General features: G+C 74.4%; 16 protein-coding genes. 9 read left to right on the forward strand and 7 right to left on the reverse strand.

Annotation, left to right across the window (positions count from 1 at the left end):
• The first annotated feature begins 171 nt into the window (after positions 1-171).
• From Sru01_RS08865 to Sru01_RS08890, 6 genes are all read left to right on the forward strand, one after another.
• The gene (locus Sru01_RS08865) at positions 172-2,874 is read left to right on the forward strand and encodes a primosomal protein N' (RefSeq protein ID WP_239137155.1); all 2,703 of its coding nucleotides are present in this window, start codon (positions 172-174) and stop codon (positions 2,872-2,874) included.
• A 50-nt stretch (positions 2,875-2,924) separates the two neighbouring features.
• Positions 2,925-4,634: a hypothetical protein gene (locus Sru01_RS08870; protein WP_239137157.1), complete on the forward strand. Its 1,710-nt coding sequence runs from the start codon at positions 2,925-2,927 to the stop codon at positions 4,632-4,634.
• 74 nt (positions 4,635-4,708) lie between these two features.
• A complete protein-coding gene (locus Sru01_RS08875) occupies positions 4,709-6,070 on the forward strand; it encodes a hypothetical protein (protein ID WP_203983416.1) in 1,362 nt (453 codons plus the stop codon).
• A 325-nt stretch (positions 6,071-6,395) separates the two neighbouring features.
• Complete coding sequence (def, locus tag Sru01_RS08880; RefSeq protein WP_203983417.1) at positions 6,396-6,944, forward strand: peptide deformylase; 549 nt, start codon at positions 6,396-6,398, stop codon at positions 6,942-6,944.
• Between the two features lie 4 nt (positions 6,945-6,948).
• Positions 6,949-7,905 carry a methionyl-tRNA formyltransferase gene (gene fmt, locus Sru01_RS08885; protein WP_203983418.1) on the forward strand — a complete coding sequence of 319 codons (957 nt, stop codon included), beginning with the start codon at positions 6,949-6,951 and terminating at the stop codon, positions 7,903-7,905.
• Positions 7,902-9,359, forward strand: a complete 1,458-nt coding sequence (locus Sru01_RS08890; RefSeq protein WP_203983419.1) for an RsmB/NOP family class I SAM-dependent RNA methyltransferase — start codon at positions 7,902-7,904, stop codon at positions 9,357-9,359. The genes fmt and Sru01_RS08890 overlap by 4 nt, the downstream gene beginning before the upstream one ends.
• Before the next feature lie 29 nt (positions 9,360-9,388).
• Here the strand turns inward: Sru01_RS08890 and Sru01_RS08895 are convergent, their stop codons facing one another.
• The 5 genes from Sru01_RS08895 to arfA are packed head-to-tail and all read right to left on the reverse strand — an operon-like array spanning position 9,389 to position 15,271.
• Positions 9,389-10,591, reverse strand: coding sequence for a family 1 glycosylhydrolase (locus tag Sru01_RS08895; protein WP_203983420.1), 1,203 nt, complete (start codon positions 10,589-10,591; stop codon positions 9,389-9,391).
• A 3-nt stretch (positions 10,592-10,594) separates the two neighbouring features.
• Entirely contained in the window at positions 10,595-11,440 is an 846-nt protein-coding gene (locus Sru01_RS08900; RefSeq protein WP_203983421.1) for a carbohydrate ABC transporter permease, read from the reverse strand.
• Entirely contained in the window at positions 11,440-12,384 is a 945-nt protein-coding gene (locus Sru01_RS08905; RefSeq protein ID WP_203983422.1) for a carbohydrate ABC transporter permease, read from the reverse strand. Before Sru01_RS08905 ends, Sru01_RS08900 begins: the two co-directional genes overlap by 1 nt.
• Positions 12,385-12,400: 16 nt before the next feature.
• Positions 12,401-13,711: an ABC transporter substrate-binding protein gene (locus Sru01_RS08910; RefSeq protein ID WP_203983423.1), complete on the reverse strand. Its 1,311-nt coding sequence runs from the start codon at positions 13,709-13,711 to the stop codon at positions 12,401-12,403.
• 57 nt (positions 13,712-13,768) lie between these two features.
• Positions 13,769-15,271, reverse strand: a complete 1,503-nt coding sequence (arfA, locus tag Sru01_RS08915; protein WP_203983424.1) for an arabinosylfuranosidase ArfA — start codon at positions 15,269-15,271, stop codon at positions 13,769-13,771.
• Positions 15,272-15,394: 123 nt separating this feature from the next.
• Between arfA and Sru01_RS08920 the strand changes: the two genes are divergently transcribed.
• From Sru01_RS08920 to Sru01_RS08930, 3 genes are all read left to right on the forward strand, one after another.
• Complete coding sequence (locus Sru01_RS08920) at positions 15,395-16,486, forward strand: LacI family DNA-binding transcriptional regulator (RefSeq protein ID WP_239137160.1); 1,092 nt, start codon at positions 15,395-15,397, stop codon at positions 16,484-16,486.
• Between the two features lie 11 nt (positions 16,487-16,497).
• Positions 16,498-17,166 (forward strand): ribulose-phosphate 3-epimerase, encoded by a 669-nt coding sequence (gene rpe / locus Sru01_RS08925; RefSeq protein ID WP_203983425.1) that lies wholly within the window; start codon positions 16,498-16,500, stop codon positions 17,164-17,166.
• 110 nt (positions 17,167-17,276) lie between these two features.
• Complete coding sequence (locus Sru01_RS08930; protein ID WP_203983426.1) at positions 17,277-17,885, forward strand: Uma2 family endonuclease; 609 nt, start codon at positions 17,277-17,279, stop codon at positions 17,883-17,885.
• 36 nt (positions 17,886-17,921) lie between these two features.
• Here the strand turns inward: Sru01_RS08930 and Sru01_RS08935 are convergent, their stop codons facing one another.
• Positions 17,922-18,959 (reverse strand): ABC transporter ATP-binding protein, encoded by a 1,038-nt coding sequence (locus Sru01_RS08935; protein ID WP_203983427.1) that lies wholly within the window; start codon positions 18,957-18,959, stop codon positions 17,922-17,924.
• On the reverse strand, positions 18,956-20,020 hold the full coding sequence (locus tag Sru01_RS08940) for an ABC transporter ATP-binding protein (RefSeq protein WP_203983428.1): 1,065 nt from the start codon (positions 20,018-20,020) through the stop codon (positions 18,956-18,958). The genes Sru01_RS08935 and Sru01_RS08940 overlap by 4 nt, the downstream gene beginning before the upstream one ends.
• Positions 20,021-20,042 lie beyond the last annotated feature (22 nt).

A 20,042-nucleotide genomic window follows, 5' to 3' on the forward strand; every position in this document is an offset into this window, starting at 1 on the left:
TGAGGAGCCGAACTTCTCCTGGGAGCGCACCGACCGCGTCGAGCAGCTCAAGCAGGCCGCCGGCAGCTGATTCCGGCGCCTGACCAGGCAGGTGGGCGCGGCCCGCGGGGCGACCCGCGGGCCGCGACTCGTTCGCAGGGGCCGGCCGCCGCCGTCTGGTAGGACGTGAAGGTGACCCGAACCGGCCCCGGCGCCGACCCCGAGGACCCCGGGGCGCTGCTGCCGCTGTCCGCGGTGTCCCCGCCGGCCGGGGCCGCCGGCCGGGACGCGCCCGGGCGGCGCCGCGCGGTCGCCGCAGGCGCCGGACCCGGCGCCCCGACGGCCGTCACCTCCGCGATCGCGGGCCCGCCCGCCAAGGGCGCCGTCGTCCCCGCCGCCGACCTGCCGGTCGCCCGGGTGCTGGTGGACAATCCGCTGCCCCACCTGGACCGGCCCTTCGACTACCTGGTGCCCGCGGCGATGGCCGATGACGCCGTCCCCGGCTGCCGGGTACGGGTGCGCTTCGCCGGCAAGCTCACCGACGGGTTCGTGCTGGAGCGCACCGGCACCACCGAGCACGAGGGCGCGCTGGCCCCGCTGGAGCGGGTGGTCTCCGCCGAACCGGTGCTGACCGCGGCCGTCGCGGCGCTGTGCCGCGCCGTCGCCGACCGCTACGCCGGCACCATGCCGGACGTGGTGCGCCTGGCCGTCCCGCCCCGCCACGCCCGGGTGGAGGCCGAAGCCGCCGCCTCCGTCCCGCCGCCTGTGGCCGATTCCGCCGCAGAGTCCGGCGTCGCCCCCGACGCCGTCGCCTCGGAGGCCGTCGCCTCGGAGGCCGGTGCCCCGGAGGCCGTCGCCCTCCCGCCGCCCGCACCCGCCGCTCCACCGGGGCCGGAGCCGGCCTCGCCGGCGCCCGGACCGCCCCCGGCGGCCACGCCCGCGACGGCGTCCGCGGTCCCACCGGCCGGTGCCGGCCCCGCCGCCGCGCCGGTCCCCGCGCCCACGGTGCCCGCCACGGACCTGCCGGGCGTGTGGGCCGGGTACCCGGCCGGGCCGGCGTTCCTGGCCGCGCTGGCGGAGGGGCGGCCCGCGCGCGCGGTGTGGACCGTGCTCCCCGGCCTGCGCCCGCCCGCCGCCGCCCCGGCGGGCGGGGCGCACGACGGCACGTCCGCGGGTGCCGTCCCGGCCGGTGACGGCACCGCGGCCGGCCGGCCGGCCATGGTGGCGGCCCCCGTGCCGGCCCCCGTGCCGGCCCCCGTGCCGGCCCCCGTGCCGGCCCCCGTGCCGGCCCCCATGCCGGCCCCCGTGCCGGCCAGGGAGGCCCGAGGGCGCCGCCGGACGGCCGGCGCGCCCGTCCCGGTCCTCGCCTGGGCCGAGGGCGTCGCGCTGGCCGTGCTGGCCGCCTGGCGCGCCGGCCGGGGATCGGTGGTCGTGGTGCCGGACGGCCGGGACGTCGCCATGCTCGACACTGCGCTGCGCCGCGTCCTCGGCGAGGACCGGCACGTGGCGCTGACCGCCGACCTCGGCCCGGCCGAGCGCTACCGCCGGTGGCTGAGGGCGCTGCGCGGGGAGGTGCGCGTGGTCGCCGGCACCCGGGCCGCCGCCTTCGCCCCGGTCCGCGATCTCGGGCTGGTGGCCGTCTGGGACGACGGGGACGACCTGCACGCCGAGCGGCTCGCCCCCTACCCGCACGCGCGCGAGGTGCTGGCGCTGCGCGCCCACCAGGCCGGCGCGGCGATGCTGATCGCCGCGCACGCCCGCACCGCCGAGGCGACCCGGCTGGTCGCGACCGGCTGGGCCCGGCCGATCACCGCGACCCGGACGGCGCTGCGCGCGCACGCCCCCCGGGTCCGGCCGTCGGGTGACGACGCCGAGATGGCACGCGACCAGGCGGCCCGGGCGGCCCGGCTGCCCGCCCAGGCCTTCGCCGCGCTGCGGCACGGGCTGGCGGACGGGCCGGTCCTGGTGCAGGTGCCGCGGCGCGGCTACCTGCCGGCGCTGGCCTGCCAGCACTGCCGGGCCCGCGCCCGCTGCACCCAGCCCGCCCGGCCGGCCGGCGGGACCGCCGACCTCCCCGAGCCGCCCGGGGGCGACCGCGCCGGCGGCCCGGCGTGCGGCGGGCCGCTCGCGCTGCGCGGCGGCCACTCCGCCCCGTACTGCCGGTGGTGCGGCCGCATCGCCGGCACCTGGCGCTGCCCGGCCTGCGGCGGCGCCCGGATGCGCGCCGTGGTGATCGGCGCCCGGCGCACCGCCGAGGAACTCGGCCGGGCCTTCCCATCGGTCCCGGTCCGCACCTCCGGCCGCGACGGGGTGCTCGCCACCGTCGGCGCGGCGTCCGCCCTGGTCGTCGCCACGCCCGGCGCCGAACCGGTGGCCGAGGACGGCTACGCGGCGGCCGTCCTGCTGGACGGCTGGGCGCTGCTCGGCCGGGCCGGCCTGCGCGCCGCCGAGGAGACGCTGCGCCGCTGGATGAACGCCGCGGCGCTGCTGCGCTCGCGCGGCGAGCTGGTGGTCCTGGCCGACGCCGCCGTCCCGGCGGTACAGGCACTGCTGCGCTGGGACCCGGTCACCCACGCCGAACGCGAGCTGGCCGAGCGGGCGGCGCTCGGCTTCCCGCCCGCCGTCCACCTGGCCACCCTCACCGGCCCGGCCGCCGCGGTACGGGAGACCGCGGCCGGGCTGCGGCTGCCGCCGGACGCGCGGCTGCTGGGCCCGGTCCCGGTCGAGACCCCGCGCCACGCCGAGGGACCGGCCGAGGAACGGTTGATGATCCGGGTCCCGCGGGCGGGCGGCGCGGCGCTCGCCCGGGAGCTGAAGGGCGCCGCCGGCGTGAGATCGGCACGCAAGGCTCCCGACCTGGTCCGAGTGTGTATGGATCCGATCGACGTCATCTGACCCGACCTCGCCGATTCGCGGTGCTGAAAGTAAGCCGTTAGTTTCTCCCTGTGTCGATCGAATGGGTGAACGGGGCCATCGAGGAGATCCGGGCGTGGGGGCGCTCGAACGGCATCTCCGTGGACATCGACGAAGTGCGTCTCCTGTGCGACTACGCCAGCGACTACCTCAACGTCGGCGAGCTCGCCGACTTCACGCCCGAAACGTTCGAGCAGCTGCTGCTCGACATCTATCCCCGCAAGGTCATCACACCGCCGGAGAGCGCCCCCGAGACGGTGGCCGCGGCCCGCACGCTGGTCGACTACCTGCTGGACAGCGGGGAGATCGGCACCAAGATGGCCGGCCGCATGCGTGCCCGGATCGACCGGATCGCACCGGAGATGCCGGCGGCACTGGCCGACACCACCAGGTACGGCATGGCCAAGAGCATCTTCGGGGCGATGGGCGCCGACGCCCTGGAACAGGGCATGCCGGCCGGCCTGGTCGGGGACGCGGCCGGCCCGCGGCCCCGCCGCGCGCACGGCGGCACCCCGGGTGAGGAATGCGAGTGCCCGGCCTGCACGCCGCTGCCGGCGGTCCGGCTGGCACCACCGGCCGAGGTGGCCGCGGCCGTCAGAGACTCCGGGCTGCTGCGCGACGCCCACCTGGTGGCGGGCTGGGTGCTCGGCGGCGGCCACACCCCGACCGCCGCCGGGGCGCTGCGGGTCCGGGACGCCCGGCGCGTCGCCGCCGAGCACGATGTGGGCGCGCCCGCGCTGGCCTGGGAACTGGCCGTCGCCCTCGGCCTGGTCGAGGTCGAGGGCCGGGCGGTGCGCGCGGCCGCCGGGCTGCGGCCCCCCGCCGAGCGCGACGACCCCGAGGTGCTCGACCTGTGGGCGCGCACCGTCGCCTTCCTCACCGGCGGCCCCGAGGCCGACGTCAGCGGCTCCCCCGGGGTGGACCGCGAGATCTACGCCATCCACGACATGCTCTACCGCCTGCGCGGGCCGGTGGACGTCCAGGAGATCGCCGAGCACCTCGAGCAGGTGGGTGAGGACACCGGCCAGGCCACGGCCGGCGGCGGCCTCGCCGAGGCCCTGGACGCGCTGGCCCGCTGCGGCACCGTCGAGCGGGCCGGCGGCGTGGTCCGGCTCACCCCGCACGGCCTGTGGGGGCTGCGCGAGACCTACGCCCGGATGGGCGTCCAGGCCCCGGTCGCGGCCGACCCGGCCGAATGCGACGCGGCCGGCCTGATCGAGGCCCTCACCGGCGAGACGCTGGCCGAGCGGGCCGACCGTGACATCGCGGCCTGGCTCGCCCGGCGGTCACCGGAGGAGGCCGCCCGCGAACTGCTCGGCGCCGTCGCGGGCGGGGCCGCCGTTCCGCGCGGTGTCGCGGTCACCGTGGTGGACCGCCTGGGCCCGGCGGCCGAGCCCGCCGTCCGGGAGTTCCTGGACGACCCGGAGTTGCGGCCGCACGCCGTCCAGTGGCTGTCCGCGCACGGCCTGCCGGCGCCCAGGCTCACCCCCGAAGAAGTGCTCTGGGTGGGCGTCGACATGCTCGCGCCGGCCCTGCCGAGCGCCGACCACGACCCCGAGGCGTTCGCCGGGCACCTGGCCGCGTCCGGCCCGCCGGCGCACGTGATCGAGGAGATGTGGCGGGTGGACCACCCGGACGTGGCGGAGGTGCTCGACCTGCTCGGCCGCCACCTGCCCGACCCCGACGCCGCCAAGGCGGCCCGCAAGGCGGCCTTCAAGGCCCGCTCCCGCGGCATAGGATGACGGCCCTCGGGACGAGTCATGGTCAACTCGGCGGAGCGTCGTCGTGTGTGGCTGCTGTGGAGTAAGTTGCGGGAATGGCCAACAGTGGGAACGGCGGGGTGTTCGACCTCGGCGAGCTGCGCAATCTCATCGATGAGCTGGGAAGCGTCTCCGGCGAGGAGCGGGAGGCGATGCTCGCCGAGATGGCGGGCGGAGACGAGCCCTGCGACTGTGACGACTGCGACGGCGAGGTGCTGAGCTTCCCGCCGGTGGAGCTGGCCCCGTCCGCCGAGCTGGCCGGTGCGGTGCCGGCGGTGCCGCTGGTCCGCGACGCCCGCCGCCTGGCCGCCTGGACCGGCGTCCGCCCGGTCACCCCCGAGGGCCTGCTGCCACCGGACGACGCCCTGCGGGCCGCCGCCGAACTCGGCCTCACCGCGGGGCGCCTGCGGCTGGTCTGGATCGTCGCGGTCAACGGCGGCCTCATCCGCGTCACCGGGGCGGGCGCGGCGCCCGGGCCGGGGCTGCCCGCCGACCTGATGGAGTTCTGGGACGGCGTCGTGATGGACGTGCTGGACCGTATCGACGAGGGGCTGACCGGCTCGGCGGTGGCCGACGAGCACCTGACCGAGATGCTGGCCACCATCTACGCCACCACCGACGGCATCACCTACGCGGCGCTGGTCGAGGGCATGCTCCAGGCCCACGAGATCGGCTGCGAGGCCCGGGCCGCCGAGATGCGCCGGCTGCGCGAGGTGCTGCCCGCCGAGCTGCGGGCGGCCCTCGACCTGCTGTGCTACTGCGGCCTGTTCGAACGCGCCGGCGACGGCGTGCGCCTGACCCCGCTCGGGGTCTGGGCCGTCCGGCAGGATCTTTTGCGTGAGGGCCACGACGCGCCGCTGATGTCGGAGGTGGCCGGGTTCGCCGACCTCAGCGCCGCCGAGCTGGTCGAGGCCATGCTGTCCGGCGAGGCGCCCTCCAGCGCGCCCGCGCTGTGGGTGGAGCGCCGGGTACCCGAGGACGCCGCCCGCGAGCTGATCAAGGTGGCCGCCTCCGGCACCGCCGGGCAGCGCGGCGTGATCGGCACCATCCTGGAGGAGATGGGGCCGGAGGCCGAGCCGGCCATGCGCGAGGCGCTCGCCGAGCCCGCCATGTGGCGGCACGCCGCCGTCTGGCTCGGCGTGCGCGACCTGCCCGCGCCGGCCCTCAGCGAGGACGACGGCACCTGGCTGGCCGTCGACACCCTCGCCACGCTGCTGCACGTCCCGGACGCCGAGGAGGCGATGGGCGAGTTCGAGGCGCTGGAAGGCGGCGAGGAGCTGCTCCGGCTGGTCGAGGAGATCGGCCGCAGCGGCCACCCCGACGCCATCGCCGTCCTGCAACTCCTCGGTGCCCACCACCCCGACGCGGTGATCGCCAAGGCCGCCCGCAAGGCCGCCATGAAAGCAAGATCTGTGTAGCTTGGCACTCGCTCCGCTCGTGCTGCGTTCGGGCGCCTTCAGCCGGCGTTCTTCGAGCGTCGCTCGCAAGCCTTCGTTCCTCAGGCTTACTCCCTCCTCCTCACAACACCGGCGCGCCCGAACGCCGGGGTGGGGGAGCGGCGGGGTGCCGGTGCGCTCTGTGGGGTGGGCGGTCGACGGGGTGATCTCTGGCAGATCGTGGGAGGGCGGGCCGGGGTGATCTTCGTGCGGGATGGCCGGGGGCGGTCGATTTCGTGAACGGGGTGGGGGTTGTACGCCCATAAACTAGGGGGGCCGTCAGTTCGTCAGGTGAACGGAGCCGTTCGTGACAATTCAGTCGATCCGCCTGTTCGGCGATCCGGTGCTGCGCACCCCCGCGGAACCGGTCAAGGACTTCGACAAGGAGCTGCGCCGGCTCGTCAAGGACCTCACCGACACGATGATGGACGCGCCCGGTGCCGGGCTGGCGGCGCCGCAGATCGGCGTCGGCCTGCGGGTCTTCACCTACTACGTCGACGACACCCTGGGCCACCTGGTGAACCCCACGCTCGACCTGTCGGAGGAGCAGGACGAGGAGGGGGAGGAGGGCTGCCTGTCCTTCCCCGGGCTGTCGTTCCCCACCCCGCGGGCGATCCGCGCCGTCGCCAAGGGCTTCGACATGCACGGCGAGCCGGTCACCATCGAGGGCACCGACCTGCTCGCCCGCTGCGTCCAGCACGAGACCGACCACCTGGACGGCGTGCTGTTCATCGACCGGATGGACCCGGCGCAGCGCAAGCTCGCGATGCGGGCGATCCGCGAGGCCGAGTGGAGCGGCCTGGCCGCCCCGGCGGTGCGGTTCTCCCCGCACGCGACGCACGGCAAGGCCCTCTGAGCCCGTGCGCCTCGTCTTCGCCGGCACCCCGGAGACCGCCCTGCCGTCGCTGCGCCTACTGCTGGCGTCCCCGCGCCACGAGGTGGCCGCGGTGGTCACCCGGCCGGACGCCCAGGCCGGCCGGGGGCGCCGGGTGCATCCCAGCCCGGTGGCCGAACTGGCCGAGTCGGCCGGTGTCGAGGTGCTGCGCCCGGCCAAGGCCGGCGACCCGGAGTTCCTGGACCGGCTGGCCGCGATCGCGCCCGACTGCTGCCCGGTGGTGGCCTACGGCGCGCTGCTGCCGCAGCGCACCCTGGAGGTGCCACGGCTCGGCTGGGTCAACCTGCACTTCTCGCTGCTGCCCGCCTGGCGGGGCGCCGCCCCGGTCCAGCACGCCGTGCTGCACGGTGACGAGATCACCGGCGCCGCGACGTTCCAGATCGTCAAGGAACTGGACGCCGGGCCGGTCTACGGCGTGGTGACCGAGGTCATCCGCCCGGACGACACCAGCGGCGCGCTGCTGGCCCGGCTCGCCGAGTCCGGTGCCGGGCTGCTCGCCGCCACCCTCGACGGCATCGAGGACGGCACCCTGCAGGCCCGCCCGCAGCCCACCGAGGGCGTCAGCCACGCGGGCAAGCTCGGCGTCGCCGACTCCCGGGTCGACTGGACGGCGCCGGCGATGCGCGTCGACCGGCTGGTCCGCGCCTGCACCCCGGCGCCCGGCGCCTGGACCGGGTTCCGCGGCCGGCGCCTCGGGCTCGGCCCGGTCCGCCCGGCGCCGCAGGCGGCACCGCTCGCGCCCGGCGAGATAGCCGTGACCAGGGCGGCGGTGCTGGCCGGCACCGCGACCCATCCGGTGGAGCTGGGCGAGGTGCAGCCGGAGGGCAAGCGCCGGATGCCCGCCGCCGACTGGGCCCGGGGCGTCCGTCCCGGCGCCGAGGAGCGCCTGGGTGCGGTCCCCGCCACCGGAGGCGACTCGTGACCCGGGGCGAGCGGCCGGCCGGCGACCGGCGGCCGGGCCGCGACGCGGTACGCGGCCGGGGCGGCGCCGGGCGGCCGGCGACCGGGCGGGCCACCGGCCGGGGCCGGCCCCGGCCGCCGCGGGACGAGCCGCGCAACGCCGCCTACGACCTGCTGCGCGCGGTGGACGAGCGGGACGCCTACGCCAACCTGCTGATGCCCACCCTGCTGCGCGAGCGCGGCCTGAGCGGCCGGGACGCCGCGCTGGCCACCGAGCTGGCCTACGGCACGCTGCGCGGGCTCGGCACCTACGACGAGATCATCGCCGCGTGCAGCGACCGGCCGCCGGACGAGATCGACCCGCCGGTGCTGGACGCCGTCCGGCTGGGCGCCCACCAGTTGCTGAAGACCCGGGTACCGCCGCACGCGGCGGTGAGCGCGACCGTCGACCTGGTGCGGCTGCGCGTCGGCGCCGGGGCGAGCCGCTTCGCCAACGCCATCCTGCGCAAGGTGGCGACCCGCGACCTGCCCGCCTGGCTGGCCATCGTCGCGCCGGAGGCCGCCGCCGACCCGGTCGGGCACCTGGCGGTCACCCACAGCCATCCGCGCTGGATCACCTCGGCGCTGCGCGACGCGGTCGGCGGCGACCCGGCCGAGACCGCCGCGCTGCTCGCCGCGGACAACGAGCGCCCGGTGGTGACGCTGGTCGCCTGGCCGGGCCGGTCCACGGTGGACGAGCTGGTCGCCGCGGGCGCGACGCCGGCCCGGTACTCGCCGCATGCCGCCTACCTGCCCGAGGGCGACCCGGCGGCGATCCCGGCGGTCGCCGAGGGCCGGGCCGGGGTGCAGGACGAGGCCAGCCAGCTGGTGGCCCTGGCGCTGACCCGGGTGCCGGTGGCGGGGCGCGACGACCGCTGGCTCGACATGTGCGCGGGTCCCGGCGGCAAGGCCGCCCTGCTGGACGCCCTCACCGGCGCCGGCGGGCACCTGCTGGCCGCCGACCAGCGCCACCACCGCGCCCGGCTGGTCTACCGGGCCACCCGCAGGGCCGGGGTGGTGACCGCGGACGGCACCCGGCCGGCCTGGCGGCCAGGGGTATTCGACCGGGTGCTGGTGGACGCCCCGTGCACCGGCCTCGGCGCGCTGCGCCGCCGCCCGGAGGCGCGCTGGCGGCGCCCGGCCGGCAGCGTGCCCGAGCTGGCCGCGCTGCAGCGCGAGCTGCTCGGCTCGGCCTTGGACGCCGCGCGTCCCGGCGGGGTGGTCGGCTACGTCACCTGCTCGCCGCACCTGGCGGAGACCCGGGTCGTGGTCGAGGACGTGCTGCGGCGCCACGGCGGTGCCGAGCTCCTCGACGCCCGGGCCTACCTGCCCGAGGTGGCCGGCCTCGGCGACGGCCCGTACGCCCAGTTCTGGCCGCACCGCCACCGTACCGACGCCATGTTCCTCGCGCTGCTCCGCACCCCTCCCGGCGCCTGACACCCCGGGTGAGACCGCGCGCCTCGGCCTCAGCGGGCCAGCCGGCGGAACTCCTCGACCGCGGCGGTGGGGACGCGGCGCAGCACCCCGGCGCCGTCCGGCTCCAGGTCGTAAAGGCCCATCTGTACCAGCCAGCGCTCCACCGGCTCGGCCGACTCGCGGTAGAGCCAGTCGACCAGGGCGAACAGCGGCCACCAGGTGTAGCCGACGATCGGCGTCCCCTCCTCGCGCATCCGGCGGATGAGGGCGACGCTGTCGCGCAGCCAGGCCACCCGCTCGGCCGGGGTGCCCGCCCGGCTGGTCTCGGTGACGAACAGCGGCCGCCCGTACCGCGCGGCGAACTCGCCCAGCAGCTCCGCAAGGCCCGCGGTGCCCGCCTCGACCGGGACGGGGACGGCCGAGCCGGGCTCGTAGCGGGAGGTGGTGAAGGCCGGGTAGTAGTTGACGCCGACCACGTCCGGGACGACCGCGCCGGCCCGCAGCTCGGCCAGCTCCGCCTCGCCGGCCCCGTTGCCGAGCAGGTACCCGTGCAGGGGGTGGCCGGCGTCCACCTTCCCGGTCACCAGATCCATGATCAGGTAGCGGCGCTCGCGGATCAGGTCGACGTCGAAGGGGAAGGAGTCTCCGGCGTAGCGGAAGCTCGCCTCCACGTGCACGAAGGTGGCCTCCGGCTGCACGGCGGCCACGGCCCGCTGGGTGGCGGTGATGCCGCGGGCGATGGCCAGCGCCAGCTTGACGAAGCCGTCCTGGCCGGTCAGGTGCGGCGGCCAGGTGCCGTTCTCGCCGCAGTAGACGGCGTTGATGGTGGGCTCGTTGAGCGGGGTCCACACGTGCAGCCGGTCGCGGTACCGCTCGGCGACCCGGGCGGCGTACTCGGCCACCCGGGCCGGGTAGCCGGCGTTGAGGAACTGGTTGTCCAGCCACATCGGCGTGCCGTAGTGCATCAGGTCGACCACGCAGGTGAGCTCCAGCTCGACCAGCCGGTCGACCACCCGGTCCAGCCAGTCCCAGCGGAACCGGCCCGGCTCGGGCTCCACCCGGTACCAGGGGATCCCCCAGCGGATCATCTCCGCACCCGTCGCCGCGGCCAGGCCGAGATCCTGGTGCCACAGGTGGTAGTGCTGGGTCAGTTCGTACTCGTCCAGCCGCCGCCGCCCCGGGTACTCCTGAGGGACGAACGTGTCCTCGATGCCGACGGCGAACCTGAGCCGCCCGTCCTCATGCCACCGCATGGCCTACCTGATCCCGGTCGTCGCGACACCGGCCACGAACCGGCGCTGGATGATGACGAAGAACACGACCACCGGCAGCAGGGTCAGCACCGAGGCGGCCATCAGCGGGCCGTACTCGACCACGTGCTGGCCCATGAACAGCGCCAGCCCGGCGGGCAGCGTCTGCCGCGACTCGTCCTGGCTGATGATCAGCGGCCACAGCAGGTCGTTCCAGTTGTACATGAAATGGAAGAGGCCCAGGGTGAGCAGCGCGGGCACCGCCAGCGGCATGATGATGTTCCAGTAGATGCGGAACTCCGAGGCGCCGTCCACCCGGGCCGCGTCCTCCAGGTCGCGCGGGATGGCCAGCAGGAACTGCCGCAGGAAGAAGATCCCGAAGGCGTTGGTCAGCCGGGGCACGATGAGCCCTTGGTAGGTGTTGATCCACCCCAGGCCGGCCAGCATGTCGTACAGCGGGATCAGCGTCACCTGCCAGGGCACCATCAGCACCACCAGCACGACGGCGAACACCACGCCCCGGCCGCGGAAGTTCAGCCGGGCCAGCGCGTAGGCGGTCATCGAGTCCAGCAGCAGCGAGAACACCGTGACGGTGCCGGCGAACAGCAGCGTGTTGAGGAACAGCCGGGTGAACGGCAGCCGTTCCCACACGCCGGTGTAGTTCTCCAGGGTGAAGTGCTCGGGCCACAGCGCCGGCGGAAAGGAGACGATCTCCTGCTCGGGCTTGAAGGAGGTGGTCACCATCCACACCAGCGGGAACAGCATGGCCAGCGCGATGGCCAGCCCGGTGAGGGTGCCGAGCACCCGCCAGGTGGTCAGCAGGCCACGCCCGTCGCGGCTTCGCGTGGCCATCAGTAGGTCACCGTCCTCTTGCGGAAGTAGAGCAACTGGCCGATGCTCAGCAGGGCGATCAGCACGACCAGGGCGAAGGAGATCGCCGCCCCGTACCCGAACTGGAACTCCTTGAAGCCGATCCGGTAGGTCATCGCGACCAGCGTCTCGGTGCGGAAGAACGGCCCGCCGCGGGTCATCACGAAGATCTGGTCGAACGCCTGCAGGGTGGCGATCGCGGCCAGGATCACGATGAGCATCGTCTGGTTGGCCAGCAGCGGCCAGGTGATGTTGCGGAACCGGGCCCAGGCGCCCGCGCCGTCGACGCGGGCCGCCTCGTACAGCATGGTCGGGATGGACTGCAGCCCGGCCAGGTACATCACCATGTAGAAGCCCACGTTCTTCCACACCCCGACCATCATCACCGCCGGCATGGCGAGCGACGGGTCGCGCAGCCAGCCCTGCTCGGTGACGACGCCCACCTTGGACAGCCAGTAACTGAGCAGCCCGATGTTGGGGTCCAGCAGGAACGTCCAGGCGATCGCGACGACGGCCAGCGAGATGACCACCGGGACGAACACCGCGGTGCGCACGAAGCCGCGCAGCGGCAGCCGCTGGTTGAGCAGCAGCGCCAGCGCCAGGGCGAGCACGACCGACAGCGGCGTGGTCACCGCCGCGTAGTACAGCGTGTTCGCCAGCGCGTTCCCGAACGCCGGATCGGACAGCAGCCGGGTGTAGTTGTCCAGCCCCACCCAGGTGGCCGGGGTGAAGACCTCGTACTCGGTGAAGGACAGGTACAGCGCCTGCGCCATCGGCCACAGCACGAAGACGGCCAGCACGACCAGCGTGGGGAGCATGAACAGCCAGGCCGCCCTGGTCTGCCGCCCGCGGGCGGACCCGCTCCGGGCCCGCGGGCCCGGGGCGGGTCGAGACGGCGCGCGGGACGCGGTGCGCGCGGTTGCCATGGTCAGCTCTCCGCGGTCACTGGGCGCTGTCCAGCAGGGCCTGCACGTCCTTGTCCGCCTTGGCGAACACCTCCTCGACGGTGCCCTTGCCGTTCAGCACCCGCTGCATGGCCGGGACGAAGATGTCGTCGTTGACCTTCTGGTAGTCGCGGACGCCGTTCAGCCAGAAGCGGGTCTTGTCGGCGTTCTCGCCGAACGCCGCCGAGTAGGGGTTCTCCTTGATCTCCTCGGCGGTGATGTCGGTCCGGTTGGGCGGGAAGCCGGAGTTGACCGACCAGTAGACCTGCTGCTCCTTGGCGTTCCAGAAGGACATGAAGTCCACCGCGGCGTCCTTCTTGGCGCCGGTGGCCCGCGAGCTGAGGGTGAACGCCACGCTGGTGCCCAGGGTGACCTCGGCCTTCGGGCCGGCCGGGGGCATCGCGATGCCGAAGTCGATGCCGGCGTCCTTGAAGCCGGTGGTCATCCAGGGGCCGACGATCTCCATGGCGGCCTTCTTGCTCTGGAACAGCTTGTCGGCGTCCCCGCCGCTCTGCCCGATCGGGGAGATCTTGTCCTTGGTGACCAGGCCGGTCCACCGCTTGGCGGCCTCGATCGTCGCCGGGTCGTCCAGGGTGGCGGTCTTGCCGTCGTCGGAGACCACGCCGCCACCGTTCTGCCACAGGAAGATCGGCCACATCGCGATGGTGTCGTGGTCGGCCAGCGAGATGCCGTACTGCTCGGGCTTGCCGTCGCCGTTGGTGTCCTTGGTCAGCTTCTTGGCGTACTGGGCGAGCTGGTCCCAGTCCGCCGGCGGCTTTTCGGGGTCCAGGCCGGCCTTCTTGAACATGTCCTTGTTCCAGTACAGCTTCAGCGTGGTGAAGTTCATCGGGACGCCGTACTTCTTGCCCTGGAAGGTGGTGGCGTCCGCCGCCGACTTCACCAGCACGTTGGGGTCCAGGTTCCCGGTGCCGTAGACGTCGTCCAGCGGCTGGAAGACGTTGCGGGCCGCGTACTGCGGGATCTGCACGGTGTCCATCGCGGCGATGTCCGGCCCGGTGCCCGAGCCGAGGCTCGGCAGCAGTTTGTTGAAGAACACGTCCCACGGCATGATCGACATCTCGATTTTCGCCTTGTTCTGGGACGAGTTGTACTTCTCGACGATGCCTTCGACGGCCTTGCGGTCCGGCCCGGTGAAGCCGTTCCAGAACTTCAGCGTGACCGGGCCGCCGCCGGAACCGGTGTCGCCGCCGCCGTTGCCGCCGCCGCTCGCGCCCTGTCCGGCGCAGGCGGTGGCCAGGGCGAGGGCGGCGATCGCCGAGGCGAGCCGGAGGGGTTTGCGGGTTGCCATGTGATCTTTCCTTTTCCTCGCTGCCTGTTTCCCCGAACGATGTGATGCATCCCGGGGTCAGGCCGGGGAAAGTCGCAGGACGTTGAACGACAGCGGCGGCAGGACCGCCGACAGCCGCCCGCCGGACAGCGCCGCGCCCGGCGCCGGGCGCGGCACGACCCGGTCCGGCGCGTCCCGCGTGTTGCGCGCGGCCGGGTCGCCGCCGCCCACCGTGAGGTGCTCGGCGCGGGCCAGGCCGGTCAGGGCGCGCAGGTCCGCCTGTACGGGCAGCGGCGTCTCGCTGCGGTTCACCGCGAAGACCGCCAGGCTACCCGCGTCGTCGTCGTGCGTCGCGGTGGCGACCAGCGCCGGGACCTCGCCGTACCGCTCGGTGGGGAACACCGGCGACGACAGCGCCAGGCGCAGCACTCGCCCGCGCGCGTGCGCGGCGGTGAGCGCGAACGGGTGGAAGATCGTCTGCCGCCAGGCCGGGCCGCCGGGCTCGGTGCGGATCGGCGCGATGACGTTGGCGAGCTGGGCCTGGCAGGCGATGCCCACCCGGTCGGTGTTGGCGAGCAGCGTGATCAGCAGGCTGCCGGCGACCGCGGCGGCGGCCGCGTCGTATTCCTCCTCGATGATCCGCGGCGCCTCGGCCCAGTCGAGGCTGTGCTCGCCGCCGAACAGGCTCTGCGACCAGACGTTCCACTCGTCGAAGGAGATCTTCAGCCGGCGCGGGCTGCGCAGCCGGGCGGCGACATGGTCGGCGGTCGCCACCAGCGCGTGGATCTGCGCCTCCATGTCGGCGGCCGAGGCCAGGTAGCTGGCCCGGTCCGGCTGGGCCGGGTCGTAGTAGTTGTGCGCGGAGATGTAGTCCACGTGCTCGTAGCACTGCTCCAGCACCGTGGCCTCCCAGGAGGCGAAGGTCGGCAGGGTGCTGTTGGAGCTGCCGCAGGCCACCAGCTCGACGCGCGGGTCCACCCGGCGCATCGCCTTGGCGGTCTCGGCGGCCAGCCGCCCGTACTCGTAGGCGGTCTTGCCGCCGATCTGCCAGGGCCCGTCCATCTCGTTGCCCAGGCACCACAGCCGCACCCCGTACGGCTCGCGGGCGCCGTGCTTGACGCGCAGGTCCGACCAGCGGGTCCCGGACGGGTGGTTGGCGTACTCCAGCAGGTCGCAGGCCTCGCGGACGCCGCGGGTGCCGAGGTTGACCGCGAGCATCGGCTCGGCGGCCACCTGCCGGGTCCAGGTCATGAACTCGTCCAGGCCGAAGGCGTTGGTCTCGATCTGCCGCCAGGCCAGGTCGAGCCGGGTCGGGCGCTCGCCGGCCGGGCCGACGCCGTCCTCCCAGTCGTAGTTGGACACGAAGTTGCCGCCGGGGTAGCGGACGACGGAGACGCCCATCTCGCGGGTCAGCTCGATGACGTCGCGGCGCAGCCCGCCGGGGCCGGCCGCCGGGTGGCCGGGCTCGAAGACGCCCGTGTACACCGACCGTCCCATGTGCTCGACGAACGATCCGAACAGGCGCCGCTCGACCGGCCCGACCTCGAACGCCGGGTCGATGGTGAGCTTGGCGGCTTCCACGGGCGGGCCCCCTTCGGTGTTTCTGGTGGTTTACGAGATATACATCGTTGTATACAACGTTGTAAAGACCTGGTGACCGTACACTTCTCCCGGGTCCAAGGTGACTAACGGGGGTGGGCGGGCGTGGCGGATACCGGGCCGGATCTGGAGCCGGAGGACCGGCGCCGGGTGGTGCTCAAGGACGTGGCCGCGCTGGCCGGCGTATCGGTGAAGACCGTGTCGAACGTCGTGAACGGCTACGTGCACGTGACCCCGGCCACCCGGGCCCGGGTCGAGGCGGCGATCAGGGAGCTGAACTACCGGCCCAACCTGTCGGCCCGCAACCTGCGCCAGGGGCGCTCCGGCGTCATCGCGCTGGCGGTGCCCGAGCTGGACATCCCCTACTTCGCCGAGCTGGCCCGGCTGGTGGTGGCCGCCGCCGAGGAACGGTCGCTGACCGTGCTGGTCGACCAGACCGGCGGCGACCGCGCCCGCGAGCAGCTGGTCGCCGAGGGCATCCGCGCCCACCTCATCGACGGCCTGATCTTCAGCCCGCTCGCCCTCACCGGCGAGGACCTCGCGGCGCGCACCGACGACACCCCCATGGTGCTGCTCGGCGAGCGCATCCACCACGGCCCGGCCGACCACGTCGTGGTGCGCAACGTCGAGGCCGCCCGCGAGGCCACCCTGCACCTGGCCCGGCTCGGCCGGCGCCGCGTCGCCGCGATCGGCGCGCAGGACCACCCGGCCGCCGGGACGGCCCGGCTGCGGCTGGCCGGCTACCGCGAGGCGCTCGCCGCGGCCGGCCTGCCCGCCGACGACGGCCTGGTCGCGCCGGTCGCCGCCTACCACCGGGCCGACGGCGCCCGCGCCATGGCCCGGCTGCTGGACCGGGCCGACCCGCCGGACGCCGTCTTCTGCTTCAACGACCTGCTCGCCCTCGGCGCGCTGCGCACCCTGCTGGAGCGCGGCGTCGACGTGCCCGGCGACATAGCGGTCGCCGGCTTCGACGACATCGAGGACGGCCGGTACGCCACCCCGACGCTGACCACCGTGGCGCCGGACAAGGAGCAGCTGGCCCGGCGGGCCGTCGAGCTGCTCGCCGAGCGGATGGCCGGCGCCGCCCCGGCGGCGCGCGAGATCCACGTCCCGCACCGCCTGGTGGTGCGGGAGAGCACGGCGGGCCGGCCCGCCCGGCCGGCACCGGACCCGGCGGCCGCCGGGCGGACGTCCTAGACTGCGGCGTCATGGCCGTACAGATCTCGCCCAGCATCCTCACCGCCGACTTCGCCCACCTGGCCGACGTCGCCGCCCAGGTGGACGGCGCCGCCGACTGGCTGCACGTCGACGTGATGGACAACCACTTCGTGCCGAACCTCACCATCGGGCTGCCGGTGGTGGCGTCGCTGGCCAAGGCGACCGGCCTGCCGCTGGACTGCCACCTGATGATCGAGGACCCGGACCGCTGGGCCCCGGACTACGCCGGGGCGGGCGCGGGCAGCGTCACCATCCACGCCGAGGCCGCCCGGGCGCCGGTGCGCACCCTGCGCGAGATCCGCGCCGCCGGGGCCCGCGCCGGGCTGGCGCTCAACCCGGCCACCCCGGTGCGGCCGTACGAGGACCTGCTCGGCGAGATCGACATGCTGCTGCTGATGACCGTCGAGCCCGGCTTCGGCGGGCAGAGGTTCCTGGACATCGTGCTCCCCAAGGTCCGCGCGGCCCGCGAGATGATCGCCCGGCACGGCGGCGAGGTGTGGCTCCAGGTGGACGGCGGGGTGTCCGCCGACACCATCGAGCGCTGCGCCGAGGCCGGCGCGGACGTGTTCGTGGCCGGCAACGCCGTCTACGGCTCGGCCGACCCCGCCCGCGCCGTCCAGGATCTGCGCGCCCTCGCCACCCGCGCCACCGGCACCTGACCCCGTCCGCCGGACATCGCGCGACGCCCGCCGCGCGGCGGTGACACCGGGGCCGGCCCCCTGGGCCACTAGGATCGACCTCGGTGAAGCGCGGCCTAAGGAGCTCCAATATGTCCCTGCCGGTCTGGGCAACCGACCCGTCCAGCCTGCTCATCACCGAGGAGGAGTACGAGGCGCTGCCCGAGGAGATCTGCAAGACGATCGAGGTGGTGGACGGGCGGGTGGTGTTCTGCGAGTCACCGACGCCCGGACATCAGCGGGTCTCCCGCAACCTGACCTTCGCGCTGCTGGCCGCCCGGCCGTCGCATCCGTGCGTCGACGTCCTGCAGGACACCGACATGCGCTACCGGCACCGCAACCCTCATGTCACGCAGGCGGGCAAGCGTTTCACCTTCCGGCGGCCGGACATCAGCGTGCTGCACTGCCTGGACCCGGGGGCGCGGCTGTGGTCCGGTGACGTCCTGGTCGCCGTCGAGATCACCTCCTCCGACGACGAGGTGGACTTCAACGACAAGCGCGCCGAGTACGCGGCCCAGGGCATCCCGGTCTATCTGATCGTCGCGATGGACGGCGACCGGATCGGGTCGGTCGAGGAGTACCGCCTGGACTGGAGCGGGCGCAACTACCAGCTGGCCGCCGTGCACCGGGGGATGCTGGTCACCGAGCTGCCCGAGGGCATGAAGCTCGAGACGTCGTTCGCCGATCTGGAGCGGGTCTGACCGCCGGCCGCGGGCGGCGGCCGGCGGGGGTGCCGGTCAGGCGAGGGCGGGGTCGATGACGACGTCCCGGCCGTGGACGGTCGGCTCCTCGGGGAAGTGGCAGGCGGTCAGATGGCCCTCGGTGTTGCCCTCGATCCGGGCCAGCGGCGGCACCTCGGTGGCGCACTTGTCCTGCGCCTTCCAGCAGCGGGTGCGGAACCGGCAGCCGGACGGCGGGTCGATGGGCGAGGGGACGTCGCCGGCCAGCCGGATGCGCTCGCGGCGCTCGCCGTCGGTGGGCAGCTCCACCTCGGGCACCGCCGACAGCAGCGCGTGGGTGTACGGGTGGCGGGGCCGCTCGTAGATGGCCTGCCGGTCGCCGATCTCCACGATCTTCCCCAGGTACATCACCGCGACCCGCTGGGAGAAGTGCCGCACCACGGCCAGGTCGTGCGCGATGAACAGGAACGCGATGCCGAGGTCGCGCTGCAGTTGCTGCAGCAGGTTGACCACCTGCGCCTGGATCGACACGTCCAAAGCCGACACCGGCTCGTCGGCCACGATCAGCTTGGGGGACAGCGCCAGCGCGCGGGCGACGCCGATCCGCTGCCGCTGGCCGCCGGAGAACTCGTGCGGGAACCGGTTGTAATGCTCGGGGTTCAGCCCCACCGTCTCCAGCAGCTCCTGGACCCGCCGCTGCAGGCCGCCGGACGGCTCGATGCCGTTCAGCTCCATCGGCCCACCGATGATCTTTCCGACGGTCTGCCGCGGGTTGAGCGACGAGTACGGGTCCTGGAAGATCATCTGGATGTCGGTGCGCACCGGGCGCAGCTGCCGCCGGCTCGCGTGCGTGATGTCCCGGCCCTGGTAGCGGATCGTGCCGGCCGTCGGCTCCAGCAGCCGGGCGACCAGCCGCCCGGTGGTCGACTTGCCGCAGCCCGACTCGCCCACCAGGCCGAGCGTCTCGCCCGCGCCGACGGTCAGGTCGATGCCGTCCACCGCGTGCACCCGCGCCACCTGGCGCTTGAACACCAGGCCGCCGAGGACGGGGAAGTGCTTGGTCAGGCCGGACAGCTCCAGCAGGGTCTCGGTCACAGTCGTTCCTTGATCTGGCCGTCGAAGATCTCCCGCTTCTGCGCCAGGGTCAGATAGCAGGCGTCGCGGTGGCCTTCGGCGGGGGACAGCTCCGGCCGCTCGGTGAAGCACACATCCGAGCCGACCAGCGCGGGGTGGTCGCACCGGGGGTGGAAGGGGCAGCCGGGCGGCGGCGCGAGCAGGCTCGGCGGGGTGCCGCGCACCGGCAGCAGCGGCAGGTCCACGTTGGAGCGCAGCTTCGGCATCGAGCCGAGCAGCCCCCAGGTGTAGGGGTGGCGCGGCTCGCGCAGCACCTCCTGGACGGTGCCCTGCTCGATGGACCGCCCGGCGTACATCACCAGCACCTGGTGGGCGGTCCGGGCGACCACGCCGAGGTCGTGGGTGATGAGGATGATCGAGGTGCCGAACTGCTGCTGCAGGTCGGCGAGCAGGTCGAGGATCTGCGCCTGCACCGTGACGTCCAGCGCGGTGGTCGGCTCGTCGGCGATGAGCAGGTCGGGGTCGCAGACCAGCGCCATGGCGATCATCACCCGCTGGCGCATGCCGCCGGAGAACTGGTGGGGGTAGTCGTCCACCCGGGTCCGGGCCTGGGGAATGCCCACCCGGTCCAGCATCTCGATCGCCCGGGCCCGCGCCTCGGCCTTGCCCGCCTTGCGGTGCTTACGGTATGTCTCGGCGATCTGCCGACCCACCGTGTGATAGGGCGACAGCGAGGTCAGGGGGTCCTGGAAGATCATCGCGACCCGGTCGCCGCGCAGCCGCTCCAGGGTGCCCGGGCCCGCGCCGAGCAGTTCGGTGTCCTCCAGCCAGATCTCGCCGTCCAGCGTCGTGTACGCCGGGTCGTGCAGGCCGAGGATCGCCATGTTGGACACCGACTTGCCCGAGCCGGACTCGCCGACGATGCCGAGCGTGGTGCCCTTCTCCAGGTCGAAGGACAGCCGGTCCACGGCGTGCACGACTCCGTCCTCGGTGGCGAACCGCACCGAGAGATCGCGGACCGAAAGGAACGGCCCGGGGCCGCGTGATGCGGGCTGCTCGCGGTCCCAGGTCACGGTGGTCACTTGCTGCTCCTTCGGATCACGG

It is taken from the genome of Sphaerisporangium rufum (assembly GCF_016863395.1).
Taxonomy (GTDB): Bacteria; Actinomycetota; Actinomycetes; order Streptosporangiales; family Streptosporangiaceae; genus Sphaerisporangium; species Sphaerisporangium rufum.